This is a genomic window from Streptomyces sp. NBC_00996 (genome assembly GCF_045162675.1).
Taxonomy (GTDB): domain Bacteria; phylum Actinomycetota; class Actinomycetes; order Streptomycetales; family Streptomycetaceae; genus Streptomyces.
In genome coordinates this window covers 10,546,257-10,573,209 of sequence record NZ_CP108723.1, presented here as the reverse complement: position 1 = coordinate 10,573,209, position 26,953 = coordinate 10,546,257, and the positions used below count along the sequence as shown (strand labels likewise).

General features: G+C 67.8%; 21 protein-coding genes and 2 pseudogenes. 7 read left to right on the top strand and 16 right to left on the bottom strand.

Going from position 1 to position 26,953, the window contains the following annotated elements:
• The first annotated feature begins 735 nt into the window (after positions 1-735).
• On the top strand, positions 736-1,479 hold the full coding sequence (locus OG390_RS49005) for a class I SAM-dependent methyltransferase (RefSeq protein ID WP_406177198.1): 744 nt from the start codon (positions 736-738) through the stop codon (positions 1,477-1,479).
• A gap of 508 nt (positions 1,480-1,987) precedes the next feature.
• On the opposite strand, the gene OG390_RS49000 is transcribed toward OG390_RS49005, so the two are convergent.
• The 3 genes from OG390_RS49000 to OG390_RS48990 form a co-directional block, all read right to left on the bottom strand.
• Positions 1,988-2,737, bottom strand: coding sequence for a PP2C family protein-serine/threonine phosphatase (locus OG390_RS49000; RefSeq protein WP_406177196.1), 750 nt, complete (start codon positions 2,735-2,737; stop codon positions 1,988-1,990).
• A 306-nt stretch (positions 2,738-3,043) separates the two neighbouring features.
• Positions 3,044-4,012, bottom strand: a complete 969-nt coding sequence (locus tag OG390_RS48995; protein ID WP_406177194.1) for a helix-turn-helix domain-containing protein — start codon at positions 4,010-4,012, stop codon at positions 3,044-3,046.
• Between the two features lie 538 nt (positions 4,013-4,550).
• A complete protein-coding gene (locus tag OG390_RS48990; protein ID WP_406177192.1) occupies positions 4,551-4,838 on the bottom strand; it encodes a hypothetical protein in 288 nt (95 codons plus the stop codon).
• Between the two features lie 103 nt (positions 4,839-4,941).
• On the opposite strand from OG390_RS48990, the gene cyaB reads away from it, so the two are divergent.
• Both cyaB and OG390_RS48980 read left to right on the top strand, forming a co-directional pair.
• Positions 4,942-5,496, top strand: a complete 555-nt coding sequence (gene cyaB / locus OG390_RS48985; protein ID WP_406177190.1) for a class IV adenylate cyclase — start codon at positions 4,942-4,944, stop codon at positions 5,494-5,496.
• A 458-nt stretch (positions 5,497-5,954) separates the two neighbouring features.
• A pseudogene (locus tag OG390_RS48980) lies at positions 5,955-6,077 on the top strand (IS5/IS1182 family transposase); the annotation flags it as partial.
• Between the two features lie 1,308 nt (positions 6,078-7,385).
• Here the strand turns inward: OG390_RS48980 and OG390_RS48975 are convergent.
• Both OG390_RS48975 and OG390_RS48970 read right to left on the bottom strand, forming a co-directional pair.
• Entirely contained in the window at positions 7,386-8,330 is a 945-nt protein-coding gene (locus tag OG390_RS48975) for a DUF1731 domain-containing protein (RefSeq protein WP_406177188.1), read from the bottom strand.
• A 110-nt stretch (positions 8,331-8,440) separates the two neighbouring features.
• The gene (locus OG390_RS48970; protein WP_406177186.1) at positions 8,441-8,635 is read right to left on the bottom strand and encodes a hypothetical protein; all 195 of its coding nucleotides are present in this window, start codon (positions 8,633-8,635) and stop codon (positions 8,441-8,443) included.
• A 112-nt stretch (positions 8,636-8,747) separates the two neighbouring features.
• Between OG390_RS48970 and OG390_RS48965 the strand changes: the two are divergent.
• Positions 8,748-9,559: pseudogene (locus tag OG390_RS48965) on the top strand (IS5 family transposase); the annotation flags it as partial.
• 164 nt (positions 9,560-9,723) lie between these two features.
• On the top strand, positions 9,724-10,965 hold the full coding sequence (locus OG390_RS48960; protein WP_406177184.1) for a PP2C family protein-serine/threonine phosphatase: 1,242 nt from the start codon (positions 9,724-9,726) through the stop codon (positions 10,963-10,965).
• Positions 10,966-11,123: 158 nt separating this feature from the next.
• Here the strand turns inward: OG390_RS48960 and OG390_RS48955 are convergent, their stop codons facing one another.
• The gene (locus OG390_RS48955; RefSeq protein ID WP_406177182.1) at positions 11,124-11,603 is read right to left on the bottom strand and encodes a group II intron maturase-specific domain-containing protein; all 480 of its coding nucleotides are present in this window, start codon (positions 11,601-11,603) and stop codon (positions 11,124-11,126) included.
• A gap of 106 nt (positions 11,604-11,709) precedes the next feature.
• A protein-coding gene (locus OG390_RS48950; RefSeq protein WP_406178323.1) for an IS3 family transposase occupies positions 11,710-12,884 on the bottom strand; the annotation gives its coding sequence in 2 pieces (ribosomal slippage) (positions 11,710-12,626 and positions 12,626-12,884; 1,176 coding nt in all).
• 133 nt (positions 12,885-13,017) lie between these two features.
• On the opposite strand from OG390_RS48950, the gene OG390_RS48945 reads away from it, so the two are divergent.
• Positions 13,018-14,142, top strand: coding sequence for an ISAs1 family transposase (locus tag OG390_RS48945; RefSeq protein ID WP_406177180.1), 1,125 nt, complete (start codon positions 13,018-13,020; stop codon positions 14,140-14,142).
• Between the two features lie 231 nt (positions 14,143-14,373).
• Here the strand turns inward: OG390_RS48945 and OG390_RS48940 are convergent, their stop codons facing one another.
• The 9 genes from OG390_RS48940 to OG390_RS48900 form a co-directional block, all read right to left on the bottom strand.
• Positions 14,374-14,526, bottom strand: coding sequence for a hypothetical protein (locus OG390_RS48940; RefSeq protein WP_406177178.1), 153 nt, complete (start codon positions 14,524-14,526; stop codon positions 14,374-14,376).
• 146 nt (positions 14,527-14,672) lie between these two features.
• Entirely contained in the window at positions 14,673-17,081 is a 2,409-nt protein-coding gene (locus OG390_RS48935; protein ID WP_406178322.1) for a SpoIIE family protein phosphatase, read from the bottom strand.
• A 797-nt stretch (positions 17,082-17,878) separates the two neighbouring features.
• Positions 17,879-18,661 carry an SDR family oxidoreductase gene (locus OG390_RS48930; protein ID WP_406177176.1) on the bottom strand — a complete coding sequence of 261 codons (783 nt, stop codon included), beginning with the start codon at positions 18,659-18,661 and terminating at the stop codon, positions 17,879-17,881.
• A gap of 1 nt (position 18,662) precedes the next feature.
• Positions 18,663-19,892: an acyl-CoA dehydrogenase family protein gene (locus tag OG390_RS48925; protein WP_406177174.1), complete on the bottom strand. Its 1,230-nt coding sequence runs from the start codon at positions 19,890-19,892 to the stop codon at positions 18,663-18,665.
• Entirely contained in the window at positions 19,879-20,691 is an 813-nt protein-coding gene (locus tag OG390_RS48920) for an enoyl-CoA hydratase-related protein (RefSeq protein WP_406177171.1), read from the bottom strand. Before OG390_RS48920 ends, OG390_RS48925 begins: the two co-directional genes overlap by 14 nt.
• Positions 20,688-21,506: an SDR family oxidoreductase gene (locus tag OG390_RS48915; protein ID WP_406177169.1), complete on the bottom strand. Its 819-nt coding sequence runs from the start codon at positions 21,504-21,506 to the stop codon at positions 20,688-20,690. Before OG390_RS48915 ends, OG390_RS48920 begins: the two co-directional genes overlap by 4 nt.
• Positions 21,507-22,191: 685 nt before the next feature.
• Complete coding sequence (locus tag OG390_RS48910; RefSeq protein ID WP_406177167.1) at positions 22,192-22,884, bottom strand: TetR/AcrR family transcriptional regulator; 693 nt, start codon at positions 22,882-22,884, stop codon at positions 22,192-22,194.
• A gap of 302 nt (positions 22,885-23,186) precedes the next feature.
• Entirely contained in the window at positions 23,187-23,816 is a 630-nt protein-coding gene (locus OG390_RS48905; RefSeq protein WP_406177165.1) for an HAD family hydrolase, read from the bottom strand.
• A 210-nt stretch (positions 23,817-24,026) separates the two neighbouring features.
• Complete coding sequence (locus OG390_RS48900; protein WP_406177163.1) at positions 24,027-25,226, bottom strand: acetyl-CoA C-acyltransferase; 1,200 nt, start codon at positions 25,224-25,226, stop codon at positions 24,027-24,029.
• Positions 25,227-25,396: 170 nt separating this feature from the next.
• Here OG390_RS48900 and OG390_RS48895 point away from each other — a divergent pair, with 170 nt between their 5' ends.
• Positions 25,397-26,578: an RNA-guided endonuclease InsQ/TnpB family protein gene (locus OG390_RS48895; RefSeq protein ID WP_406177161.1), complete on the top strand. Its 1,182-nt coding sequence runs from the start codon at positions 25,397-25,399 to the stop codon at positions 26,576-26,578.
• Positions 26,579-26,953 lie beyond the last annotated feature (375 nt).

Here is a 26,953-nt window from a genome sequence, read left to right as displayed (position 1 = left end):
AGGGCCGACGACGGCGGTGCCGATGCGCCAACTCTGACCGCGCTGGCCTTCACCATCACCGGCCAGCCGCGCTGCTGGCTATGGCCGGCAAGCGGATGGTGGCAGGCGGGCCCGCCGGAAACGTGCGATGCGGGCCGGCACGCAGCCGACTGTCGGTGGCCGCTCGGCACGGTTCGTGCCGGCGGGCAGAGGGAGCGCGACGATCACAGCGAGGGCGACAGTCCCGGCCGCGGCCCAGCCCCGTGCGTCAGCAGGAGGATGCCGACAACGGGCAGGGCTGCCAGGGCGATCGCAAAGGTGAGCCTCGACGCGCAGCCAGCCGGTACGGCTCTTGTTCACCGTATCCAGCAGGATGTTCCTCGCTCACAGCGGTCGCGCCCGCCTTGTATGCATCAGACGCATGGGTGGTGGAACCGTCCACGCCAACGGAGCCGCGGCGAAACGATCGGCGGCGTACGTCACTTGAGATGAGCTCCGCTTCAGCGCAGTGTCCCTCTCCTCGAAACCCGCTCGGCTCCCTGGAGCAGGGCCTCGGAGCGTCCATGGCAACTCCCCAGCCCTGGAAAGGGCCTTGGCCTGCCGTGACAGCAGCCGCAACCCCGCTCGGGCGGGGTTGGACCCAGCGGCAAGGACGGCGCACGCTCGCCCCCATGCTCAACGATGTACCCGATCTGCGCCGTCGCCGCGGCCACGTTCGGCACTCCGGGATCATGCCTGCTTTGCATACTGACTGGCATGGCCACCTATGACGCGCTCGGCACAACGTATGCCCGGACACGACAGCCTGATCCGCGGCTCGCCGCGCAAATCCACGCTGCGCTCGGGAACGTCACGGACGTGATCAACGTCGGAGCGGGCACCGGTTCGTACGAACCACCGCAGACGGTCCTCGCGATCGAACCCAGCCAGGTCATGATCGCCCAGCGTCCCCGGAGATCCGCGCCCGCCGTGCAGGCGGTCGCAGAAAACCTCCCACTGCACGACAACGCCGCCGACGCCGTCATGGCACTGCTGACCGTCCACCACTGGACCGATCTGACAGCCGGAATCAGCGAACTGCGCAGGGTTGCCCGCTCCCGCATCGTCATCCTGACCTGGGACCAGCACATCTTCCGCGAACGGTTCTGGCTCGTACGCGACTACCTTCCGGAGGCAGCCGCGTTCGACGACGCCCGCGCCATCCCGACCGACCAACTGGTCGACCTGCTCGGCGGGGGGCGCCAGGCACCGGTCTGGGTCCCCCACGACTGCACGGACGGATTCGGCGCCGCATACTGGCGTCGCCCCCACGCCTACCTCGACCCGCAGGTACGCGCAGGGATTTCCATGCTGGCCCAGACCAGCGAGGACACCATCACAGCCGGCCTGACTCAACTCGCGGACGACCTGCGGAGCAACCGCTGGCATACCCGTCACGCCGAGTTGCTTGCGCTGGAAACCATCGACGTTGGTTACCGGCTCCTCGTGACCGATCTTTGACCCGTGTACGGGGCCCCGGTCGTGGCCGCCAAAGCCAAACCATCTGTTCCGTCAGCAGCTGTGAGCCGGTCTGCGTCGGCCCGTTGTTCAGCACGCGACTCGTGTGGAGCTTGCCGATGACTACTGAAGGTCTCCGTGCCCTGGGACAGAACAGACAACACCTGAGGCACGGCGTCGGGTCGGCGCCGGGTCGCCGAGGCAGCTCGCGGCGGGGGGAAGGCCGTCGACCAGGGCGAGGGTCCGGGCCGGGCGTGACTGAGAGGCAGCCATCGGGGTCCGTAGCCATGATCGGCTGGTGCACGAAGACCGTATGGTCGTCGGCCGGTCGCTCCCGGCTCACGTCGCCTCGGATGAGCACCGCCCGCACCCCTGCGTACTCCGGATGCGCCGGCAACCCGGGCCCGGAACGGCCGGCCGGCCGGCCGAGCAAGGATGCCGACACATGACTCCCCCATCCCGTCGACCGGTACGCCGGCATCCAGGACGAAAGAAGCGGCAGGAGCGCGTCCTACTCGTCCGCGACGCGTACGACCGCCAGCGTGATGTTGTCGGGGCCGCCCGCCGCGATGGCGGCCTTCCCCAGTTCGAAGACCGCCCTGCCGTCATCGTGCTCCCGCATCACCTCATCGAGCACATCCGTTGTCACCGGGTCGGTCAGACCATCGGTGCAGATGAGGTAGCGGTCGCCGGACGAGAGGGACGCTGCGCTCACATGGGGGTGGATGGCGCGGTAGCCGGAGGTACCGCCCAGGCACTGGGTCACGAGGAACGTGGTGCGCTGCCCGGGTTCGAGCCGAGGGCTGTCGTCGACGCTCACCTGACGCAGCCCGTCGCGGGGGGCCGCGAAGACCCGGCTGTCGCCCACGTTGAACACCAGCAGCGAGCCGGGCTGTACGACGACGCCGGCGACCGTCGTCCCCATGGTGGCGAGCCCGTTTCCCTCGTCGCCACCGGCAGCCTCGTACACGGCGCGGTTGCAGGCACTCAAGGCGTCACGGACGGCCTCCTCGCTACTCAGGGCGGCACCGATCGACGCGATCCGGCGCACGACCAGGGCGCTGGCCACGTCCCCGCCGGGCTGCCCGCCGAGACCGTCGGCGACAGCGACGACGAGGGGCGTCCCGAGCGGGAAGACCAGAGTCTGCGGATTCGCCGTCACGGCGGCGCACAGAATCCACGGCCCGATGACGAGACTGTCCTCGTTCCGTTCGCGGCGCAGCCCGGGATGGCTGAGCGCACTCACCACGACGTACGGCATGCAGCGCCACCGCCTTCCCGCACCGGGCACACCGCCAGAGGCCGGGCTTCCGCTCCAAGTCTAGGAACGGCGGCACCCGGCCCACCAGTGCAGTTGTCCAGCAGGGGCGGTCCACGAGCTCGGCGCGTACTGAGAGTCGGGTCCCTTGCGGTGCGTGGGTCGGACGCTACGGCGCACGGCCGGGTTCCGTGCGACAGCCCTCAGGTACGACTCTCGGCGCGGCACTCGGCAGGCGCGGGCTCTCCCCCGGGGCCAAACCGCCCAAGGCGGAAAGTAGGGACTTGGTTCAGGCCGCCCGGCGGAGTTTCACGACTGCGGTTCTCTGTGGCTTCGGCGGTATTCGCCTGGGGGCATTCCGTAGCGTGTCTTGAAGGTCCGGCTGAAGGCGGTGGCATCGGAGAAACCGGCGCGGATCGCGATCTCGGCGACGCTCCGGCCGGCCAGACTCGGGTCGGTGAGGTCGGCCCGGCTGCGCTCCAGCCGTTGCTCGCGGATGAATTCGCCGACCGTCCTGCCGTTCTCCCGGAAGAGGTAGTGCAAGGCGCGCAGCGAGATGTGGTGGGCCGCGGCGACGGCCGTGGGGGTGAGCTCCGGCTCGCCGAGCCGGGCCCGGATGAAGGACTTGATCTGGTGTAGTTGTGCCACCCGCCGTGCCGCTTTGGTCTGCGGTCCGTCAGCGTCGCTCAGACTCGCCAAAAACGCGGTGGTCAGGTCGACCACGGCAGATGCCAGCCGGTGGGTCTGACCGGCCTCCAGCTTCGGCCCCTGTTCGACGAGTCCACCGAGCAACTGGCTCAGCAGGGCGCCGATGCCCGTCCGGGACGGCAGCGCAGTTGCCACCATCCGACGCAGCGCCTGCTCCGGAACGGGTACCGTGCGCCGGGGCAGGTGCAGGACGACGGACTGGGCCAGGTCGTCGGTGGCGATCGATGCCCAGTACGGCTGAGAGGTGTCGTAGAGCACCAGGTCACCCGGGCGCGGGTTTACATGGTTGCGGCCCTGCTCCCTCTGCATGGTCCCTTTGACGACCAGGGCCAGTACCCACAGTTCGGGGTCGGAACGCTGGATGAGGCGTCGCGAACGTATTGACTGCATAGCAGGGAACGCGACGCTGGAGACACCGATCCCTTCGCCCAGCGACAAGAGCGTCGCCGAGGCTGGAAAGTCCGATACGTGCTCGGTGACAATGTCATGCGGTGCCATGTCGCGGGCCACCAGCTCGCAGAACCAGCTGAACCGCTCGGCTGCCGGCAGGTCCCGGCTGCAAAGCGTCATCACCCTATTCGTCCCACCATTAGTCCCACCCCGTCTTGGCAGCCGCCCTGGACAGACGGCGAGGCGCTGCTTCCACCCCACCTGCATTGTCTTGCACCGTAAGCGGCCTGGGGAAGCGCGTTATGCGTCAAGGACAGCCGTGCCGAGTCCGATGGCCGCGGCGTTCAACGCCTCTCTCCGCCCTGTGTCGCCGGGGACTGACATCTGGTCGGCCACTCCGCGCACGAACCCGCCCAGCAGCGCGCCGGCAATCGAAGCGCTCGGCAGTCGGCACGCCACGAATGCCGAGTTCGACCCCGAACACCCCCGTGTGCCGTGCGCGGATCATCAACAGTTCCTGCGCTGGCGATCAATGACCTGCAGAGTCGTGGGCGGCGAGGATAAGGCCGTACCACACCGGACGGACCGTGGTACGGAGCGGCCGCGGGCCGCCAGGCGGAGCCCGGGGATTCCGGGGGGAGGTCCCCCGGGCCCCGCCTGGCCCAGACCCGGTCTGGCCAAATCCGGGCCCGGTGCCGGCCGTTCCGGTGGTGTGCCGTCAAACAACGGGCCTCTTGGGGCTCGCGGCCCTCGGTGCCTCGTGCGGCAGAAAGGCTGCCCCAAAGCAGTCGGGTCGCTGGATCCCAGACGCCCTCGAACAAGGTGCAAGCCGCCGCCCCTGCCGCGGGCGTGAGTCCGACGTCCACCCCGGCGGGCCGGCCTGGGCACGAGTGACCCGGGCGACTCGCTGGTCCAGGATCAGCGCACGAGGAGCAGCGGGAGCTCCCATCGCCAAGTCGAGGAAATAGAGAAGCTTCGTGGAGAATGCCGGCCCCAGCGCCCTCACCGTGACGACACCGCACGGCCCCGCCCCCTGTACCAGGGCTCCCGCGGGATGTGGCGTCCGCGGATGCCTCGCGGCTCCCAGTCCGAACCGAGAGGGGAACCTGGTGATCGAGGCAGAGTTGAAGGCACGCGTTCATTCACCCGAGGCGGTCATGCGGCAGCTCGACGAGCGCGCCGAGGCCCGCGTCGAGGTGTACCAGGACACCTACTACGACGACCTGGCGGGCAGCCTGGAGAGACGGGACCAGGAACTGCGGGTGCGGACCGTCCACGGCCCGAACGGTCTGCGAACCGTGCTGACCTTCAAGGACACCACGGTCGACGCATCTTCCGGCTCGAAGCCTGAGCACGAAACCAGGGTCGAGGATTCCCAGGAGGCACACTCCATCCTGCAGGGCCTCGGCTACATCCCGGCGATCGCCTTCGAGAAGCGGTGCCGTAACTACGACTTCGAGGCCTACGGCCGGCACATATTCGCCACGCTCGTCCGTGTCCCCGAGATCGATGGGATGTTCCTCGAGGTCGAGACGATCGTCGACGAGGCCGACGTGACATCCGCACTCGACGACATCCGTGCCCTTCTCGACGAGTTGGGCATCGGGCCCGAGGACCTGACGCGGGAGACGTACACGAGCGCCGTCGCCGCGCAGGGCCGCTGACCTCCGGACATGGTCGAAGGAGCAGCCGGCCCAGCACCCCGGTTCGTTCGCCGAGTGCCGCAGTACCTGACACTCGGCAGCCGTGACAAAGCTGCCCACAGCCCAGCTCGCCTTGGGTGACCCAGGCAGTCGCGGTTCGTCAAGCGAACCCTTTGGGGTCTACTCGGGATGAGGTGCGCCCGTGACCACGCCATGAGGTGGAGCCTCGCCCTCGGCGCGGACCTCGACGGCAGCACCACCGGCATCGAGGCCGCCTCAAACGGTGCCGTCCTCGGCATCGCCGAACGCAACCGAGAGCCCCTCTCCTTTTGGCAGTCCACGAAGTACGGCCTGCTCGTCACCGCAGCGCCGGTGACCAGCCGTACCCACATCACTGCCAGGGACCAAAAGAACCTACTGAGTTCGCCGGTCCGGGAAGGCGTCGCTGATCCCCCCGATGTGGGTCAGGGCCTCGGTGGCGTGCGTATGGTCCACGCCGCAATCGGCGTTACCTGCGACGCAAGCAGATCACCCACACCATTCCCGAACGCAGAGACCAGCGCGCCGACCGCCAGAAGGCAGCTCCCCGGCATGGGGAACCGCCTTCACTTCCAGCCGGTCCGCAAGCTCGCGCAGCTTCTTGATCACGGCCAGGGCGGCCAGCGGGCGGATCTCGCCCAGCTCAACCGTCCAATCCCCAACGGTGACTGTCGGTCCGTCGTGATCAGTCGTGCGGTACCAGCCGGATCCGATGAGGTGCTGGAGCCGCACGTCCAGGCGGTCGAGGTCGCGGTCGAGTTCCTCTGGCAGGGAGGCGGCGAGCGCTACCTCCGCGTGATGGGCCCAGTCCCGGTACGGGGCTTTGGATGCCTCGTCGGGATCACTGAAGTCGGCCTGTCGGCGCGGGCCCTTCCAGCCACAGGGGCAGATGGCCCGGATTCCCGTGGCACGAGGACGGCTGTCCTGCCCGTCGTAGCGCTCCCGCCCCCAACGGTTGGCCTTGTGCATTCGGGCCGCGGCAGTGAATACGCCTCCGACGAACTCCGGTGCGAAATAAGCCGGTTGGGACTGGGCCAGAGCATGGGCCGCACCGGCTCATGCTTCGACAACGCCGCCGAGTCGTTCTCCGCACTGCTGAAGGAGGAGATCAGAACCGGCCGCTGGCCCGACCGGGCCGGCGCCCGCGCGGGTATCTTCGCTTTCGTCGAGACCTTCTACAACCGACGGCGCCTACGCCGACATCCAATCTGGGGCTACCTCACCCCACTGGAGACCGGACAGCGCCTCGAACAAGAACACGCCCTCGCGGCGTAAGCATCGAGTATCCAAGGTCACGGGGAAGCTTCAACTTCATGGCCATCATCAGCATCGTCTGCGCCCTCATCTGTTATCGCCGCCTCGTCAAGTGAGAACGGCAGAGGTGCTGGCAGATGAAGTCGCGCCAGAGGGTGATGGCGCTGGGCTTGGTCTCGGTGTGGGTACCGGTGTAGCCGACCAGTTGTTTGTCCCGCGATCCCAGGGTGTCGAAGAGGCCCAATTGGCCGTCCCTGGGGAAGACCTCGTCCTGCCACTGGATGTGGAACAGGGCTGGGGAGGTAATCCGTTGGGCGTCTGCGGCAATACGTTCCGGCGCGTCCAAGCCCTTGTGCAGGGCTGGTCCTTGCCGGAGGCCGAATTTACCGAGGACCACACAACGGAGTTGGTCGCCCAGGGCAGCCGCCAGGGGAATGCCGAACCGCGTCCCGCAGCTCCAGCATCGCTTCCACCCTGGCCTGGCTACTGAGCCTCACCACATGAAATGACCTGTAGGTGCCGGGCACATCCATGTGTTGGTGGCAGCAAGCAGCGCGGTCTCGTAGTAGCGGAGGGTGAGTTTGTTCTGGAGGCCGGCCAAAGACTCGCTGGTGATGTCAGGGTCTGCAGCGCACGCGGCGCACCAAGTCTTGGGCGGCCTCGGGCCACTGGGCATGGTCGAAGTCGAAGCCCGCTGCGAGCAGGCGGCCGGGGACGACGCGGCGGCTCTTCAACAGCAGCTCGGTGTCCGAGCGCAGGGCGAACGCACCGATTTCCGCCATCCATTTCGTTGCGGGCAGGCCAACGGGAACACCCCACGAGGCGCGCAGCGCGCGCATGAACGCGCGCTGCGGCAAGGGAAGGGGTGCGGCGAGGTTCACCGGCCCGGCGAGGTCCTCCCGGGCGACCAGGAATTCGACTGCGCGGACAAAGTCGCGGTCGTGGATCCAGGACACGTACTGCGCACCGCCCGCGACCGGACCGCCGAGGCCAGGCCGCGCCAGCCGCAGCAACACATCGAAAACGCCGCCGCGATGGGGGCTCATCACCATGGCAGAACGCAGGGCGACCTTGCGGGTGTACGAGGTTTCGGCTCGCTCTTGCGCCAGTTCCCAGGCTTTGGCGATCTCGACGCTGTAGGCCCAATAGCCCGGGACGCCGGGTTCAGTGCCGCCGAGCACACCGGTCGCCTCGTCGTGGGGTGCATCGAAGCGGTGTGCGTAGACGGTTGCAGTGCTCATCTGCAGCCAGATTCGTGGAGGCCGCGCGGCGGCTGCGATCGCTTGGCCCACCACTCGGGCGGAGTGCACGCGTGAATCCATCATGGCCTGCAGGTTGGCCGCGCTGTACCGGCAACTGACGCTGCGTCCGGCCAGATTGATCACGACGTCACTACCGTCGATCACCTCGACCCAGGGGCCCAGAGTCGCTCCGTCCCAGCCGACTTCGCGGTCGCGCACCGGTCGTCTCGTCAAAACCACGACTTCATGGCCTGCGACGGTCAGCGCGCGGTTCAAGATCGCGCCCACCTGCCCAGTTCCTCCGGGTATCACTATCTGCATCGAGCTCCCCCTTGGGCATGTCCGGCGAGCCCAACGCAAAATTGAACGCGTTCAAGAGTGAGAGGTGCGCAGGGGGTCACGTGCCCGGCAAAGGTGCCGGGGAAAGGCGCTCAGGTTCCCAGCGACGTGTAGTTCCGTGCGAGCCCACGGCCGAGCTCAGCCGTGGTCGAAACTGGGCCGGCCCAGACCTGCGTGATGTGCGGCTGAGTGAGACCGGGGCGCCAGAACACATCGTGGGCGACATCGCGGTCCTGGATGTCGGTGGGCGTCACCGTGATCATCACGGGCAGGCCGAGCGTGTCCACCGAGTTCGATTCTCGTCACCCGCTCCAGCACAAGCTCCCGGGTCGGTGGCCTGAGAGTCTGTTCGTCACCTGGAGTTGTTCGCCGCGAGCCGGGGGCTCCGGCCGAGCGCGTATGTGCCGACGCCGCTACCCCTCGGACACCACCGCTGCTGGGTCGGCGCTGATCGAGCCACTGCTACCGGTCCCGGCCTGTGAGACCAAGAAGGGAGGCAGGCCGGAAACCCACCCACGACGGGAGATCGTGGATGCGATCCGCTACGTGGTGGACACCGACTGCAACTGGAGGGCCCTCCCGCGCGACTTTCCGCCCTGGTCCACGGTCGACAAGTTCTTCGCGCGCTGGGCGACGGCCGGAGTCGTCGCCGTCCTGCGCAGCCAGCTCCGTCGCAAGATCCGCACTACAGTGGGCAAGACGCCGCAGGCCGTGGCTGTGGTCATCGGCTCTCAGTCGGTGAAAGCCGCCGAGACCGTCGGCCGCGAAAGCCGCGGCTACGCCCCGGCGAGGGAGATCAACGGCCACAAGCGCCACCTCGTGGTCGACACCCGCGGATTACCTCTGCTGGTCATGGTCCAGCCGCCGACCTGACCGACCGCGACGCCGCCAAGAAGGTCCCTTTCCGCCTCCGGCTCATGTACCCGGAGATCACCGTGGTCTGGGCCGACTCCGCAGACGCCGGCCAGCTGATCGAGTGGGCGAAGAAGACCCTGAAGCTGACGATCAAGACCGTCTCCCGGCCTCCCGGCCACCCTGGCTTCATCGTGCTGCCTCGCCGCTGGATCGTGGAACGGTCCCTGTCGTGGATCATGCGCGCCCGCTGCAACGTCAGAGACTACGAACGACTGCTCCAGCACTCGGAAGCTCACATCACCAGGGCCGCGATCACCCTGATGGCCAGACGACTCACCCGGCGGTCAGTACCGGGATCCCAGCTTGGGTAGGGCCAGCGGGCCGCCGCTTGACCTGCGCGGATACAGCCCACGCTGTGGCCCTGCACTGACGTCTTGATCTGCCCTCTGGTGGGCCGGACGCCAAATTGCTCGTAGATTGGAGGTACAGGCGGTCGTGCTCGCGAGCCACGGAGCGCGTGATGACAGCGGACATCGATTTCACGGCGTTCTTCGAGGTCACACCAAGCCCGTACCTGGTACTGGACACGGACCTGGTGATCCGCTACATCAACCTGGCATACCTTCAGACCACCGGGCGGACCAGAGACGACCTGATCGGGAAGTACTTCTTCGACGCCCTGCCGGAAAACCCCGACGCCCCCGACGAACATTCTGGGCACAACCTGAAGACGTCACTGCGCCGGGTTCTGGACACCGGGAAACCGGACACCCTGGTGCTGCAGCGCTACGACATCCCCGCCCCCAACCTGCCGGGCAGGTTCGAGGAGCGATGGTGGTCGGAGATCCACACCCCGCTTCCCGGGCAGGACGGCGCAGTGAAGTGGATCGTCCAACGAGCCGAGGACGTCACCGCCTTCGTCCGCTCACGCCGGGTGCGCGAACTCACTGAGGAGTTCACCGACCGGGAAAAGGGCATGGCAGCCGAGCTCTACGTGCGGGCCCGCGAGCTGCACCGGCTGAACCAGGAACTGCGCCAGGCCCACGCCCGCGAACGCCAGATAGCCATCGCCCTGCAGGAAGCCATGCTCCAGGCCCCCGACCTGATCCAGCACCTCGACAACATCGCCGTCCGGTACCTGCCCGCGACGAAAACACTCAACGTATGCGGCGACTGGTACGACGTCGTCGACCTGCCACCCGACCGCTACGCCGCGGCGGTCGGTGACGTCGTCGGCCACGGCCTGCAGGCCGCGGCCGTCATGGGTATGCTCCGCAGCGCCCTGAGCGCAGCCATCCGAGCCATCCCCAGCCCCGCCCAGGCCCTGGAAGTCCTCGGTCTGTACGCCCGCTCCGTCGAAGGCGCGACGGCCGCAACCGCGGTCAAGGTACTCATCGACACCCGCAGCAGACTGATCATCTACAGCAACGCGGGGCACCCACCCCCCGTCCTGCTCCACCCCGACGGGACCTGCGAACTGCTGGACCAGGCCACCGATCCGCCGCTCGGCGCCCGCCCTTACCACGTCCCCCGCCCCCAGGCCGGCCTGCCCTACACCCGAGGGGACACTCTCGTGCTGTACACCGACGGTCTCATCGAGCGCCGCGACGAGGACATCGACGCCGGCCTGGCACGTCTGACCAAAGCCCTGGCGCAGAACAGCACCCTCGCCCCCGACCAGCTGGCCGACACGCTGCTGGCCAGCCTCAACCTCGCTGGCGGCGCCCCTGACGACATCGCCCTCATCATCATCCGCCTATAGTGCGGCCTCGCGACAGCTCGCGGCACTGCCTCCGTCAGGGATCTGGAACAGGCACTGGGTAGGGTCGCGGACTGGCGCGGTGGCTGATGCTCCGTTTCCAGTCCCCGCCGCTTCAAACCGTGCATGCAGTTCTCCCGCACACGGCTTTCCGACATCGTTCACCGGCTGGCATGCGCCGTCGCCCTGTGCACGTTTCCGGTAAGACGGTAGACACCGAGCCGGGTGATCCACCCATAAGTAAATCGAGTGGTCCAGTTCCTGCCCGCTAGTCTGTGTTTCGCGCCGGCGAAAATCGCCAGCCGTTCATGGACGTAGCCGTCGACCACGTTGAACTTCCGTCCGGAGTTCCCGTTGCGGAAGTACGCAGCCCAGCCCCGCAGGACCGGGTTGAGGTCGGCTACCGCGGCGGATACCGGCCGCTCAGTCCTCGAACGAGTGGTCGCCGCGCGGACTTTGTCCCGCAGCGCCCGCATCGCTCTGGCCGAGGGCCAGCGTTGCAAGTAGTACCTGCCCCGCCATTTCCACGATTCCATCTTCCGGTGGTGGAAGCCGAGGAAATCGAAGCCCTGCCCGCCTCGGGTGAGGCAGACGACGCCGGTCTTCTCGGGGTGCAATCGCATCCCGAGCCGTTCCAGCACTCGTGCCGCCAATTCACTGGCCTGTTCGGCCCGTTGCTCCGTCGGCGACAGGACTACGAAATCTGAGGGGCCTCGCGTTTTCCGGACAGGTATCTGACCGTCTATTTCACGCGGCGATTCGCAACTTCTCGTACTCGGCGTGGACTTCGCGTGGAGGGCGGTAACCCACCGTCGAGTGGAGGCGCTTGCGATTGTACCAGAATTCGATGTAGCGAGTGATGTCCTGCCGGGCGGCCTCGCGGGTCAGGTAAGTCACCCTTGATACACGCTCGTTCTTCAGTGCGCCGAAGAATGATTCGGCCATGGCGTTGTCGAAACAGATCCCGGTGCGGCCGGAAGATCTGCGGAGCCCGAACCGGTCGAGCGTCTTCCCGAACTCGGCTGACATGTAGTTACTTCCGCGGTCGGAGTGAAATATTGCGCCGGCCGAGAGGTTCCTGTTCCGTGCCGCGTTGCGGATCGCCCTGGATATCAGTGGGGTTTGGTAGTGGTCGTCCATCGCGTAACCGATGACTTCCTTCGTGCAGCAGTCGATGACCGTTGCGAGGTACAGGCAGCCTTCCCCAGTCGCGATGTAGGTAATGTCGCCGACGAGCTTTTCGCCGGGCGCGTCAGCGGTGAAGTTGCGGCCGACGAGGTCCGGCACCTGACCGGCCGCGGCCCGGGTGAGGCTGAACCTCTTCGGCCGCGGCTGGCAGGGCTCAAGGCCCAGCTCGCGCATGAGCCGGCGGACCAGTTCCAGGCCGGCGGTGACGCCCCAGCGGTGCAGCTGGGCCTGGATGCGCCGATGTCCGTAGGTGCTGTCGGACATATCGAAGGCTTTCTCGATGAGCAGCTTCAGTTCGTCGCGCCGTTGGCCGGTCGCGGTTTCCGGGCGGGCTCGCCAGTCGTAGTAGCCGGATCTGGATACGCCGAGTCGGCCGCACATGAACTCGACGCTGTATGCGTACTCCTCGGTGTCGAGCCGCATCTCGTCGATGAACTCGTACTTGCTTGCTACCGGGGATCCTTCGCGAAGTACGCTGCGGCTTTTTTCAGGAAGGTAACTTCCATCTCCAGCTCGCGGTTGCGTCGTTCGAGTTCCTTCAGGCGCGCCCGCTCGTTCACTGTCAGTTCCGAGTCGGGGGCCGGTTCCTGCTGCTTCTGGTGCTTCTTGACCCAGCCGCGTAGCGTCTCCGGGTTCAGCTCAAGCTCCCGGGCGACTTCGGAGATCGTCTTGCTCGACCTCAACGCGATCTGGACGGCTTCCTCGCGGAACTCCGGTGAGTACTTGCTGGGCAGGGCCCCGGCAAAGTTGTTCTGTAGCCCTGTGACGTGGGATTTTGCGGGTGGAAGAGGTGCGCGGGCGTGGTCCAGTCCGGTTGGATGGAGGTTCCTACGCCTTACCGTCCGACCAGGGGATCACGCCCGCGCCATGCCATCGTCCCTCATCCCTGCGCCTGTTCGCACGCCTGCCCCGGATCATGAGGTCCTCGTCCAGCTGCTTGCCGGGATACCTGATCCGCGCCGTCGGCGCGGTGTCCGGCACCCGGTGGGTGCTCTGATCGCGGTGGCGGTGTGCGCGGTGGTGGCCGGAGCCCGGGGGTTCACCGCGATCGGGGAGTGGGCCCGGGACGCGGGAAGTGCCGCGCTGCAACGGCTGGGCCTGGAGCGGGGCGGGGTGGACGAATCAACGCTGCGGCGCCTGTTCGCCCGCCTCGACGCGGACCGTCTCGATGCGGTGCTGGGAGCCTGGGCCCTGACCAGGACCGCACGTGTCGCGGGCCGCAGGGTGATCGCCATCGACGGCAAGACGGTCCGAGGAGCACGCGGCGGCGGCTCCGCGGCCCCGCACCTGGTCGCCGCCCTCGCGCACGGGTCCGGGGCGGTGCTCGGCCAGGTCGCGGTGAGCGAGAAGAGCAACGAGATCCCCGCCGCCCGACAACTGCTTCAACTCCTCGATCTGGACGGCGTGGTCGTCACGATGGACGCACTGCACACTCAGCACGACACCGCGACCCTGGTGACCAGGGCCGGGGGAGACTACGTCCTGACCGTGAAGGCGAATCAGAAGTCGCTGTACGCACAGCTCAAGGCGCTCCCCTGGGCTTCGATCCCCGCTGTCACCAGGACGGACCGAGGACATGGGCGCCGCGCCACTCGCACGATCAAGGCCGTCGACGTGCCGGCATGGGTCGGGTTCGCCGGGGCCGGGCAGGTCGCCCAACTGCGGCGCACCGTCACCCGCAAGGGCCGACGGACCATCGAGATCGTCTACCTGATCACCAGCGCGGACGCCCGCACCGCGCCGCCCGCCGTCCTGGCAGCATGGACGCAGTCGCACTGGGAGATCGAGAACCGCCTGCACTGGGTCCGCGACGTCACCTTCGACGAAGACCGCTCCCAGATCCGCACCGGCAACGCACCCCGCGTCATGGCGGCCCTGCGCAACACCGCGATCACGCTGCTGCGCTTGGACGGACACCAGAACATCGCCGCCGCCCTACGGCATCACGCACGCGCCACCGACCGCCCCATCAACCTGCTCCTGACAGCGTGATCAACAACTTTGCCGGAGCCCTGACTTGCTGGGTGGCGCCACTGCTTCCTCATTTCCTGTTCAGGACAACCCTATTGGGTCCCTGTCCGGAAACTTCGTGGCCCCTCACCCACTAGCTCCGGCACCGCGGAATCCCGCTCCCGGAGTATGCGGGGACGGTCCCGATCAGCCCCTGGTACAGGGGCACGGTCGGCCGAAACCGTGTACCAAGTGCCGCTGTTCGTCCGCTCTTCAGGCCCGTCCTGCCGCGACCCGGACGCGCAGGGCCTGCAGCCCGCCGAGATTGTGCTCCAACAGAGGGCGGGCGGTGCGCTCGCGCGGCGTCGGCTGCGGCGGGGCCGCCTGGTGCCCGTGCGGGTGGTGGTGCAGAGCCCTGTCGCACACGAACAGTGCGCTGCCAGCTGGTTACTTGGCGGTCCATCGGCTCGGTTCATTCCCGCCGGCGTCCACCGCTCGCCGCAGCGCATCCGGGGAACTCCGCATGCCGTGCGGCAGAGAGTCGGACCGGACGCCCAGCTCCCGGACGACCGTCACCCTGGGTCCCCGTGCAGTGGCTGTTCGGTCCAGACCGTCTTGCCATCGCGGCTGTAGCGGGTACCCCATCGCTCGGCCATCTGAGCCACCAGGAACAGGCCGCGTCCTCCTTCGTCGGTGGTGCGGGCCCGGCGCAGGTGTGGTGAGGTGTGGCTGCCGTCGCTGACCTCGCAGACCAGAGAGCGTTCCCGGATCAGCCGCAGGGTCATCGGATCGCCGGCGTAACGGTAGGCATTGGTGACCAGTTCACTGGCGATCAACTCGGTGGTGAACGCGAGGTGCTCCAGCCCCCATTCGGTGAGCTTGTCCGTGACGAGTGCTCTGGCTCGGGAAGCCGTGGCGGCTTCCCGGGACAGCTGCCAGGAGGCGACATCCTGCTCCGGCAGCACGCGGGTGCGGGCGATGACCAGAGCGACGTCGTCGGCCGGACGAGTGGGCACCAGGGCGCTCACGACTGCCTCGCACGTTTCCTGCAGGGGGTCCGACGGGCGAGTCAGCGCCGCGCACAGCCGTGCCACGCCCTCGTCGACGTCGATGGTACGTTCACCGATCAGTCCGTTGGTGTAAAGCGTCAGCAGGCTTCCCTCGGCGAGTTCGAATTCCCGGGCCTCGAACGGCAGACCGCCCAGGCCCAGCGGCGGGCTGGCCGGCAGGTCGAGCAGACTCGCCCGCCCGTCCGGGGTGGTCACCACCGGCGGTGGATGGCCGGCGCGTGCCGCGGAGCATCGGCGGGAGATGGGGTCGTAGACGGCGTACAGGCAGGTAGCGCTGACGACCTGCTGCACCACCGGCCGTTCGCCGGCTGCCTCCTGCTCGGCCGCCAGCAGGTTGACCAGGTCGTCCAGGCGAGAGAGCACTTCGTCCGGTTCCAGGTCGAGGCTGGCCAGGGTGTGGACGGCAGTACGCAGTCGCCCCATCATGGCGGCGGCGTGCAGGCTGCGGCCGACCACGTCGCCGATGACGAGGGCGACCCGCGCTCCGGACAGGGCAATGACATCGAACCAGTCACCGCCCAGGCCCGAGCCCGCGCCGGCGGGCAGATAGCGGGGGGCCACCTCGACGGCCGACTGCTGCGGCACCGCGCTGGGCAGCAGGCTGCTCTGCAAGGTGAACGCAGTCTGCTGCTGCTGGATGAAACGCCGGGCGTTGTCGATGGCGAGGGCGGCGCGCGAGGCGAGTTCGTGCGCCAGGGTGAGATCATCGGCTTCGAACGGATCGGGGCGCCGCGAGCGCCACAGGCTCATCACGCCCAGTACCAGGCCCCTCGCCGCCAGCGGCACCACGATCAGCGAATGGGCGCCCAGTTCCGGGGCGGACCCGCCCGGCTCGAGGGACACCCGGTCGGACAGAAGAACGGGTTCCAGCACGGGAAGGCCGTCGGCCAGGCATCTGCCCTGAGGTGTGTCCGGCTCGTGCTCGATCGGCTCGCCCCGCGGCTCGCCCGGGGCGGGTCGCTGTGCAGCGATGCTGGTGGCGGCGACGCGTACCACGGGCGCCGCCAGGGCAGGCGTCAGCTCCTCACCACGGGTGACCCGTTGCATCAGGTCCACCGATGCGCTGTCGGCGAGGTGGGGGACGACCACGTCGGCGAGTTCCTGGGCGGTCTGCCACACGTCCAGGGCCGTTCCGACACGGGAGCTGGCTTCGGCGAGGAGCGCGAGCCGTTGCTGGGCTCGGTGGCGTTCGGTGATGTCTTCGATCATCTCGGCCACTCCCAGGATCCGGCCGGCGGGATCCTTCATGGCGAACGACGACACCGATGCGACACGCTCTCGCGCCGGGTCCTGTTCCAGGCGCACGAACTGCTCCGAGTAGACCAACGATTTCCCGGTCCGGATGACCTGGCGCACACGGTCCGCGGCTTTTCGTGCGTCGTCGGGGACTAGCAGAACTCCGGTGGGCATGCCGCGAAAGTCCGCGGCCGGAACGCCGGTGAACCGTTCGATCGCACGGTTCACCCGCAGAATCTTCATGTCGGGGCTGTGAACGACCATGCCGATCGGGCACCGGCGGTACAACCCCTCGAGAACCGCGCGGTCCCTCTGCCACTCCAGGACACCAGCCGCAGGTGCCCCGACAAGAAACCACTCGCGGACCTGGCCACGTGAAATCGCAGAGACCCTCAGTCCCAACTCCACCCGATGCCCGCTGCGGTGGCGCAGCGCAAGTACCCCGAACCAGCCGCCGGTTCTCCTGCATCGCCCCGCGGCATCCTTGACGGCGGCCAGATCGCCGGCAGCGACCAGAACATCGAATGCGGCACGTCCGATCACGTCAGGGCCCGGATAGCCGACCAGGTCCTGTGCCCGCCGGCTCCATCCGACCACGGTCCCCCCGTCGTCGAGCACCGCCAGGGCGGCAAGGTGCAGGCCGAGCGGATCGTCATCGCCCTCGCTGAGCTGCATCACCGGCTTCTCCACTGCTGGACATCACCTCGTACACGCTTGCCCACACCGCGCGGGGTCTTCGTCCACGCCCGTCAAGGACGTGCTGACGCTGTGTGAGCCTAGGGAATCCAGCCGTATCCGCAGGTGTGGCACCGCCGTGAAGTGCGGATGGCCAGCACGATGGCCTAGCACGGCCCGCCGCGGCTGACGCAGAACTCCGGACGACGCCCGGCCGATCGATCCGCCTTGTCTCGGGGACTCGCGCCCCGCCTGCGTACCGGTCCGCGATCCCGCCGGCGAGGGACGACATGTCCGGCGACACTCCCGGCCTCTGGGAAACCGACCCGTGACGGGCGGCCGCGTTCGAAAAGCCGCCTGCGGTCCTGGACGGCAGAACAACCGCGCAGCGTTCACCCGCTACTGACCGGGCCTGGCCGCCGCGATCTCCTTCACTCGCCGGAGAGCTGTGAGAACGACGCCCGCCGACCGTACGGTCGGGCAGCGAGCGAATCGTCGCCGAGGACACGCTGCCTTCCGGGGCCGATGTCGTGTTCCTCGACGGACACAGTGTGTCGGCCTCGGACATTGTCGCCCTGGCCTCCCGGGGACGTGCCCGATCCGAACCCGCCCACTGGTCCGCGCGCATCCGCGCATCCGGGGCTTGCAGGCCTGCCGTGGGCCGTGGTGTCCTTCGACCGGTCGAGCCCGGTCCGGTCGAAGGCCGTCGGCCGACGGCCGACGGCCCGGCGAAGTCGACACCGGGGGTCTGGAACCAGCGGCTCACCGCCCCGGCGTCGACTCCGTCGGCGTCCGCGCTAGACGACGATGCGGGCTTCTTGCCGGAACGGGAGGGCGTCACCGAGCAGCTGTCCGCCGTCGATCACCATGGTGTCGCCGGTGATCCAACTCGCGGCGTCCGAGACGAGAAAGGCGACGGCCGAAGCGATGTCGGCAGGCTCCCCTATGCGCCCGAGCGCCGTCGACGCGGACACGGTCTGCTCGTGCTCCTTCCACAGAGCCTCGGCCAGCTTCGTACGCACCACGCCCGGTGCCACCGCGTTGACGCGAACCTTCGGCGAGAGCTCCAGGGCCAGTTGTTTCGTGAGATGGATCAGTGCGGCCTTCGAGGCGTTGTACAACCCGATGTTGGCCTCGAAGGCCATACCTCCGACCGACGTGGTGTTGACGACCACCCCGCCGTGCTCGCCCATCCAGGCCCGCGTGGCCAGACCCGTCCACAGGACGGGAGCCCACAGGTTGACGTCGAAGGTCTTGGCGAACCGACCGTGGTCCTGGTCGACTACCGGCCCGAAGGCAGGGTTGGTCCCCGCGTTGTTGACGAGGATGTCCAGGCTTCCGAAGCGCTCGAGCGTCAGATCCACACAGCGTCGGGCCGCCTCTTCGTCGACCGCGTGGGCACCGACGCCGACCGCTGTGCCGCCGATCTGGGCCGCGGCGGCGTCCGCTGCCTCCTGGGAGCGGGAGGTGAGCACGACGTTTGCGCCGGACGCTGCGATGGCTTGGGCGATCGCCAGCCCGATACCGCGCGAGGCGCCGGTGACGACCGCGGTGCGACCGGTGAGATCGAGTCCTGCCATCTCAACTCACCGCTGCCGTGGCCGCGTCGCGGTACTGCCGCAGTTCCTGACGGGCGATGGCCCGCTTGTGGACCTCGTCAGGACCGTCCGCTATCCGCAGCGTCCGCAGATACGCGTACATCATCGCCAACGGGAAGTCGTCGGTCACTCCTGCTGCCCCGTGCACCTGGATCGCACGGTCGATGATCTTCAACGCGATGTTGGGGGCGGCCACCTTGATGGCCGCGATCTCGGTGCGCGCTTCCTTGTTCCCGACCGTGTCCATCAGGTACGCGGCCTTGAGCGTGAGCAGGCGGATCATCTCGATGTCGATACGCGCTTCCGCGATCCAGTCCTGGATGTTGGACCGGTCGGCAACCGGAGCACCGAACGTCACCCGTGACTGCGCGCGCCGGCACATCAGCTCCAGCGCCCGCTCTGCCGCGCCGATCGCCCGCATACAGTGGTGGATACGACCGGGCCCGAGCCGGGCCTGGCTGATCGCGAAACCCTCACCCTCGCCCTTGAGGACGTCCTTGGCCGGCACCCGTACGTCGGCGAAATCGATTTCGGCGTGCCCCTCGCGGTCCTGGTAGCCGAACACCGGCAGCCCGCGCATCACCGTGATGCCGGGGGCGTCGATCGGGACGACCATCATCGACTGCTGCCGGTGCGGGGCAGCGGTGGGGTCCGTCTTCCCCATCACGATGAGCACCTTGCAATTGCGGTGCAGGGCGTTGGATGCGAACCATTTGCGGCCGTTGAGCACGTACTCGTCGCCGTCGCGCTCCATCCGCAGCTCGATGTTGGTGGCGTCGGAGCTGGCGACGCGAGGCTCGGTCATCGCGAAGGCCGAGGCCATCGTCCCGTCGAGCAGGGGCTTGAGGTACTTCTCCTTGTGCTCGTCGGTGCCGAACAGGGTGAGCACCTCCATGTTGCCGGTGTCGGGGGCGTTGCAATTGGTCGCCTCGGAGGCGATGTGGCTGCGCCCCATGATCTCCGCCAGCGGCGCGTACTCGAGATTGGTCAGCCCCGGGCCCCACTCGGCGTGCGGGTGGAAGAGGTTCCACAGTCCGCGCTTGCGGGCCTCCGCCTTGAGATCCTCGAGGATCGGCGGATGGAAGTGAGGGTCACCCGACGCGCGCATCTGCTCGTGGTACACGGCCTCAGCGGGGTAGATGTGTGAATCCATGAACTCGAGCAGATCCGCCTGGTACTTCTTGGCGCGGTCCGATATCTCAAACAGGGACATCTGAACTCCTGACGGGGAGAGAGGGGAAATTCGGTGTGCGCTTGTCGAGGTGACTGGCCACGCCTTCGACGAAATCGGCCCCGCGGAAGGCCTGGAGCATGGCGCCTTCCGCCCGAGTCACGGAATCGGCGTAGGTGCCGTCCGCGTCGTTGCGCAGTTGGCTCTTGATGGTGGCCATGGAGGCCGGGGAGCAGCGCGTCGCCAGATCGGCGGCGTAGGCGACAGCGGCATCGACCACACTGCCGGTGGGGACCAGGTGGTCGAGGAGTCCGATGCGGAGTGCTTCCGCGGCGTCCACCATGCGACTCGACAGCAACAGGTCCGTGGCCCGGCTGTGTCCGACCAGTCGGGGCAACAGCCACGAGATCCCGTACTCGGCGATCAGCCCGCGCTGCGCGAAGGCCGTGGTGAACCGGGCCGAGGGCGAGCCGAAGCGAACGTCGCAGTAGAGCGCCTCCACCATGCCCAGGCCGGCGGCCACCCCGTTGACCGCACCGATCAGCGGTTTGCGCGAGGCCAGCGGCATGTCGCGCGGCCGGCGCCGCGCCCTGTCCGCCTCAAGGACGTCGCCGACCGCCTGCAGCCGCTGGAGGTCGGCGCCGGCGCAGAATCCGCGTCCCGCGCCGGTGACCACGACGGCACGTACGTCCGGGTCGTCTTCGGCGGTGTCGAGCAGCGTGAAGTAGCGGTCTTCGAGTTCGTCGGTCCAGGCGTTCAGCTTGGCGGGCCGGTTGAACGTGAGCACCAGCACGGGCCCGCGATGTTCGGCGAGGACGAGTACACCCGGGGCGCCGGTCATGCCTGCGCCAGCAGGGAGCTCTGGTAGCGGCGCATCCCGCGCAGCCACCGGTCGTAGTCCGAGCCCTTCTGCCGGTACATGGCCAGAACCTCTTCGTGCGGCAGGATCAGGAAGCGCTCGTCGTCGATGGCGGCGACGACGGCGTCGGCGACCTCGGCCGGATCGAGGACGTCACCCGCGGACGTGACGGCCTGCGTGGCCGCTCTTCCCAGGAGGTCCCGGGAGTCCTTCCCGGAGGACAGCATCCTGGTGTTCACCCCCATCGGGCACAGACAGCTGACACGGACCCCACGATCGCCATAGGTGACGCTCAGCCATTCGGCGAAGCCGACGGCCGCGTGCTTGGTGACGGCGTACGTGGCGGAGCCGATCTGGGTGAGCAGCCCGGCCGCCGAGGCGCTGCTGACGAAGTAGCCCTCGCCGCGCTCGAGCCACCCCGGCACCAACAGCGTTGCCGCACGGATGTGGGCTCGCAGGTTCACGTCGATCGAGAGGTCCCAGTCCTTCTCGCCCGCGTCGAGGCCGGGCTCCCCGGCGATGCCGGCGTTCGCGAAGTAGAGGTCGACCGGACCGAACTCGCTCTCCGCCAGGGCGATCAGCTGCTGGATCTGGGTGGTGTCCGACGCGTCCGCGCCGGCGCTGACGGTGCTTCCCGGATGGTCGGCGTTGACTCTCTCCGATACCGCCCGCGCGGTGTCCGCGTCGAGGTCTGCGACGACGACCCGGGCACCCTCGCGAGCGAGCCGTGCGACCAGCGCACCGCCGATGCCTCCACCGCCACCGGTGACGATGGCGACCCTTCCTGCAATGTTCACAGCGAACCCTCTCCGTGGCGGGGCGTGCGGTGGCGGGGCACGCGCCTCGGGGCGAGGTCACCGTGGTCCCCCCCATATGTATAATTGAATCCGACGTCAAGTTCAATCGTCGGGGTGAGCATCAGCCAGCGGAGAAGGCCGCTCGCCCACACTGTGGAGAGGGAATTTGCGGACGCCGCCGCCCCCTTTTCGTCCCACTCCGGAGGTGCGGTCGGCTCACCGAACGAGTCGGTAACGAGCTCGGTCCTACGGAGACCAGAAGCGGGTCAACGCCTTCGTCGGCGCGAGAGACGGCCACCAATCGGCCACGGGGGCCCGCCGGTGAGGCCCGTTGAGGGGAACCATCGCGCACCGGCTGCACGCCTCTGACTCGGCCCGGCGGCGGTGTCGTAGCAACTCCTGAAGTTCGCCGGCTTCGCCCTGAGCCTCAACGGCCGCTACGGCCAGGTACTCCGCCGCCCCTGACCGGTGGACTCACCCCATCTGCCTGCGCACGATCGTCACATCCGCGAGGGACGGGAGACGGAGACAAGGCGCCCGGCGGGTACCAGGTGCAACGAATGGTCAGGGGGCGAGCGTGAAGGCTCGCGCAAGCTGGTCCTCGTCGCCGATGCGGGCGCCAGGATCCAGGATCGTCGAACGGTCGCCGACGGCCGGCCCCACCCGGGCCTGCACTACTGCCGGATCAGCGGCGGCCGGGGAAGCGCAGGGCGTTCGCCCAGAGCCGGGTGACCGCGGACACGAGTTCCTCGAAGTCCACCGGCGTGCCGTCCCCTTGCCCTTCGCCGAGCGTGAAGGCGTTGTAGGCCATGACGCTGACCATGCCCGACAGTGCGCGGGAGGCCATCATCGGGTCGACCCCACGGTCTGCGACACCGCGCGCCTGCAGTTCGGCGATGCCACGCGCGTTGCGGCGGATGAACGTGTCCGAGCGCCGGCTGCGGAACTCGCGGAACTCCGGCTCCACTTGTGCGACCTGCTCAAGCAGTCCCATCAGCTTTGCGTTCCGTTTGTAGGCCTCGAGATACGCGCGATTGCTCGCCTCGAGTACCGCATACGGGTCGTCCGTGTCCTCCACTCGCCCCATGCCGGGGTGCAGCATGTCCTCCTGTGCCTCCAGAAGGACGGCGGCAAGCACCTCTTCCTTGTTGGTGAAGTAGGTGTAGAAGGATCCCGCCGCGCATTGGGCCTCTTTGGTGATGTCGACCAGGCGGGCGTCGAGGTAGCCGTCCCGCTCGAACACCTTCCGCGCGGCCTTCACCAAAGCCGCGCGTGTCCGCGCTCCGCGCTTTGTCGTCGGCGGCTCGCGAAGTGTCGAGAAGGGCGCCATCGGCGGTGCCGTCTCGCTGTAATACTCCTCGGGCGCCGTGGTATCCATCCTCGAGACGATACTTGAATCCGACGCCAGAGTCATAAATTCGCCAGGTCAGCACGGGGCTCGCTGCACGATGTCCGCAGCTGTCGGGTCCATGCTCATCTGCTTGTACTGGTCCGGTGTGTCTGCCTCGTCGGTAGCGATGAACGCCGAACCCACGTAGGTACCCGACCCCCGGGGGACACGCCCGCGGCGGCCAGGGCTCCCGCACATCGCACGCCGGCACCGCCGCTCGGCCCGCGGGCGGCGGTCGATCCGGCGTGTGACAGGTTTCCAGCGACCGGTCGGCGGTCGACCGGCATCGGTCAGGCGGTGATCCCGAAGCGTTCGGCGAGTTGGCGGCGGGTGTCTGCGGCACCGGTGTGCAGCACACCCCCGATCCCGATCCGCGCAGCTCCGTCGAGGTTCTGCTGCAGATCGTCGATCATGACTGCCTCCTCGGGAGAGATGCCGAGGCGTTCACATGCGATCGCGTAAATCCGCCGGGACGGCTTGCGGATCCCGACCTCGGCGGAGATGACGACCGCGTCGGCCACAGCGGCGAGGTCGACGCCCTCGTAGGTTCCGGTCCCGAACGAATTGGACACCAGCGCAACGGGATACCCGGCAGCGCGAAGCCCACCGAGCAGCGCGAGCACGTCCTGGTCGATCGACATTCCCGCTTGCATCCGGGCCGTGAGCCCCTCAGCCGGTACGTCGGCGCCATGGGCACGCAGACGCTCGGCGAATCCCCGCTCGAAGGCTTCGGCGTCGATGCGGCCGCACTCGTGGTCGGCCAGGAGGGAGCGTGAGGACTGGTCCCGGCTGAGGAGGTCCAGCGGCAGACGCGGGTCGCCGCCCAACGCGGCGCCGAAGTCGGTGAAAGCCTGCAACACGCTGGAGGTGATGACCCCGCCGAAGTCCACCAGAACCGCGGTCCGGGCCTTTTCCACCACGCTCGACACAGTATCCACACCCTTTCTCTCACGGCCGGCTTCCCACCGGGCTGGTGGGACGGAACCGTGTTTCCGCTGGCTTGCTCGAGACCCATAAGTGAACTGACGCGCAATGTCATCGTCGCCTTGGAGGATCGCGTCCTCGAGGGTGAACCCAGTGCCGCGGCGACCGGCCGGCCCCTGTCGCCGCGGTCCAGCAGGATGCGTACCTCAGGCGACCTCGAACAGCCCGGCCGCGCCCATGCCGCCACCGACACACATCGAGATCACCACATACCGGACGCCACGGCGCTTACCCTCGATCAGGGCGTGGCCCACCAGACGGGCGCCGGTCATTCCGTAGGGATGGCCGACCGAGATCGCGCCACCATTGACGTTGAACCGCTCCGGGTCGATGTTCAACTCGTCACGGCAGTACAGCGCCTGGGAGGCGAACGCCTCGTTCAGCTCCCATAGACCAATGTCATCGATGGTGAGGTCGTGCTGCTTCAGCAGTTTGGGAATGGCGAACACCGGACCGATCCCCATCTCGTCCGGCCCACAACCGGCCACGGCCATCCCCCGGTACACGCCCAGCGGCTCCAGTCCTCGGCGCTCGGCTTCCTTCGACTCCATCAACACCGACGCCGAAGCCCCGTCCGACAACTGAGAGGAGTTGCCCGCCGTCACGCTGGAATGCGCGGTCACCTGACCATCCGGCATCACCGGCGCCAAACCCGCCAGGCCCTCGAGCGTGGTCGACGCACGGTTGCCCTCGTCCCGAGTCAGGGTCACGGCTTCGTCCCGCACCTCCCCGGACTGCTTGTCCAGGACCTTCTTGACGCTGCCCAGCGCGACGATCTCCTGGTCGAACCGCCCGGCCTCTTGTGCCGCCGCGGTGCGCTGCTGTGACACCAGAGCGAACTCGTCCTGGCGTTCGCGGCTCACGCCGTAGCGTTCGGCGACTATCTCCGCCGTCTGCAACATCGGCATGTAGATACTCGGCTTGTGCTCAACCAGCCAGGGATCCGCCATGCGGTGGGTGTTCATGTGGTCGTTCTGCACCAAGGAGATCGACTCGACACCGCCGCCGACCGCGATCTGCATGCCGTCGCCGACGATCTGCTTGGCGGCGGTCGCGATCGCCATGAGGCCCGACGAGCACTGCCGGTCGATCGTCATGCCCGCCACGGTGTCCGGAAGCCCGGCACGCAGAGCGGCCTGACGGGCGACGTTGCCACCGGAGGACCCCTGTTGCACGGCGCAGCCGAAGATCACATCCTCGACCTCGCCTCCCTCGAGACCGGCTCGCTGCACCGCGTGCGCGAGGGCATGGGCGGCCAGTTCCTGCGCCTGGGTGTCGTTGAACGCACCGCGGTACGCCTTCCCGATCGGCGTCCGTGCCGTCGAAACGATGACTGCTTCCCTCATCTGGTTACCTCCGTGGATAGTCCGCCCTTCAGGGCGGAGAGGAAACGGACTCCTGCGGAGCAGGGCAGGCAAAGACGATTCGCCGTCAGGGCGGATCGTCGCTCGGCCCCAACTTCCCGCAGAGGATCACGAGTTGATTTGATAGTTTGTGAGAGGTGAAGACCGGCCCTGTGGAGCGGGCGTATCGGTACCGCTTCTATCCGACTGACGCGCAGGCAGCAGAGCTGTCGCGCACTTTCGGGTGTGTGCGCAAGGTCTACAACATGACGCTCGCCGCCCGTAGCGAGGCGTGGGCGCGGCAGGAGCGGCTCCATTACAACGCCACGTCGGCGATGCTGACGGCGTGGAAGAAGACCGAAGAGCTCGCCTATCTGGGCGAGGTGTCGTCGGTGCCGTTGCAACAGGCGCTGCGGCACTTGCAGACGGCATTCACGAACTTCTTCAGCAAGCGGGCCAAATATCCGCGGTTCAAGAGCCGCAAGAAATCGCGGAAGTCTGCCGAATACACCACCAGCGCCTTCCGCTACCGGGATGGCCGGCTCACGCTTGCGAAGATGAACGAGCCGCTGGCGATCGTGTGGTCCCGGCCACTCCCCGAGGGCGCGGAGCCGTCCACGGTGACCGTGTCCCAGGACAGCGCGGGGCGCTGGTTTGTGTCCCTGCTGTGTGCAGACCCCGACATCACGCCGCTGCCCGCGACGGACGCAGCGGTCGGTATCGATGTCGGCCTGGACCATCTGCTGACCCTCTCCACCGGGGAGAAGATCACCAACCCGCGGCATGAGCGCCGCGACCGCGTCCGCCTTGCGAAGGCCCAGCGGGCGCTTGCCCGCAAAGCTACGGGAGACGGGGCCAACCGGGTCAAGGCGCGGCGCCGGGTCGCCCGCATCCATGCCCGGATCAGCGACCGCCGCAGGGATCACCTGCACAAGCCGAGCACTCGACTCGTGTGTGAAAACCAAACGCTCGTGATCGAGGATCTGACCGTGCGCAACATGGTCAGGAATCGCAGTCTTGCCCGCGCGATCAGTGACGCGGCGTGGGCGGAGTTGCGGAGCATGCTGGAGTACAAGGCCGCCTGGTACGGGCGGGAAGTGATCGTGGTGGACCGCTTCTTCCCGTCCTCCAAGCTGTGCTCCGCCTGCGGCAGTCTCCAGACGCAGATGCCGCTGAATGTCCGGTCCTGGACCTGTGACTGCGGGGCGGTCCATGACCGGGACGTGAACGCGGCGAAGAACCTTCTGGTCGCCGGGCTGGCGGTGTCTGTCTGTGGAGCTGGTGTAAGACCTCAACGGAGTACTCCGGGCGGGCAGTCGGCGGTGAAACAGAAACCCTCACAGCGCGAGCCGTGAGAATCCCCTCGTTCACGAGGAGGAGAAGTCAAGTGGCTTCGCTGCTTCCCCTCCTGTCGGTCCGGTTCGTCCGGGAGCTTCGTGGCTGGAATCCCGAGCTCCGTGAGCCGGGCTCGACGCCGGCAAACGGTGCTGCACGCCAACCGGTGGGCCGAGAGCAGTCGGTGTCCGTCTCCTGCTGCACCGATCACGTGCGCCACGGTCGCGGGGGCGACGGGAGCCGACCTCCGGACCTTTATAGTTGAATCCGGCGTCATGTTCAATCATGCTCTTCCGGGTGCTCGGCGAAGTGTGGGTTCACGGCCCGGCGACGAGGGTGCCCTGATTGCCCCGGCCCCTGGGGCCCTCGCTTCGGGCGTGGCCCGCAGGCAGCGC

Excerpts from the sequence above, each read along its gene's own strand:
- OG390_RS49005 (WP_406177198.1), top strand. The coding sequence starts at position 736 with ATGGCCACCTATGACGCGCTCGGCACAACGTATGCCCGGACACGACAG.
- OG390_RS49000 (WP_406177196.1), bottom strand. The coding sequence starts at position 2,737 with ATGCCGTACGTCGTGGTGAGTGCGCTCAGCCATCCCGGGCTGCGCCGC.
- OG390_RS48995 (WP_406177194.1), bottom strand. The coding sequence starts at position 4,012 with ATGACGCTTTGCAGCCGGGACCTGCCGGCAGCCGAGCGGTTCAGCTGG.
- OG390_RS48975 (WP_406177188.1), bottom strand. The coding sequence starts at position 8,330 with ATGCAGATAGTGATACCCGGAGGAACTGGGCAGGTGGGCGCGATCTTG.
- OG390_RS48960 (WP_406177184.1), top strand. The coding sequence starts at position 9,724 with ATGACAGCGGACATCGATTTCACGGCGTTCTTCGAGGTCACACCAAGC.
- OG390_RS48945 (WP_406177180.1), top strand. The coding sequence starts at position 13,018 with ATGCCATCGTCCCTCATCCCTGCGCCTGTTCGCACGCCTGCCCCGGAT.
- OG390_RS48935 (WP_406178322.1), bottom strand. The coding sequence starts at position 17,081 with ATGCAGCTCAGCGAGGGCGATGACGATCCGCTCGGCCTGCACCTTGCC.
- OG390_RS48930 (WP_406177176.1), bottom strand. The coding sequence starts at position 18,661 with ATGGCAGGACTCGATCTCACCGGTCGCACCGCGGTCGTCACCGGCGCC.
- OG390_RS48925 (WP_406177174.1), bottom strand. The coding sequence starts at position 19,892 with ATGTCCCTGTTTGAGATATCGGACCGCGCCAAGAAGTACCAGGCGGAT.
- OG390_RS48920 (WP_406177171.1), bottom strand. The coding sequence starts at position 20,691 with ATGACCGGCGCCCCGGGTGTACTCGTCCTCGCCGAACATCGCGGGCCC.
- OG390_RS48910 (WP_406177167.1), bottom strand. The coding sequence starts at position 22,884 with ATGGATACCACGGCGCCCGAGGAGTATTACAGCGAGACGGCACCGCCG.
- OG390_RS48900 (WP_406177163.1), bottom strand. The coding sequence starts at position 25,226 with ATGAGGGAAGCAGTCATCGTTTCGACGGCACGGACGCCGATCGGGAAG.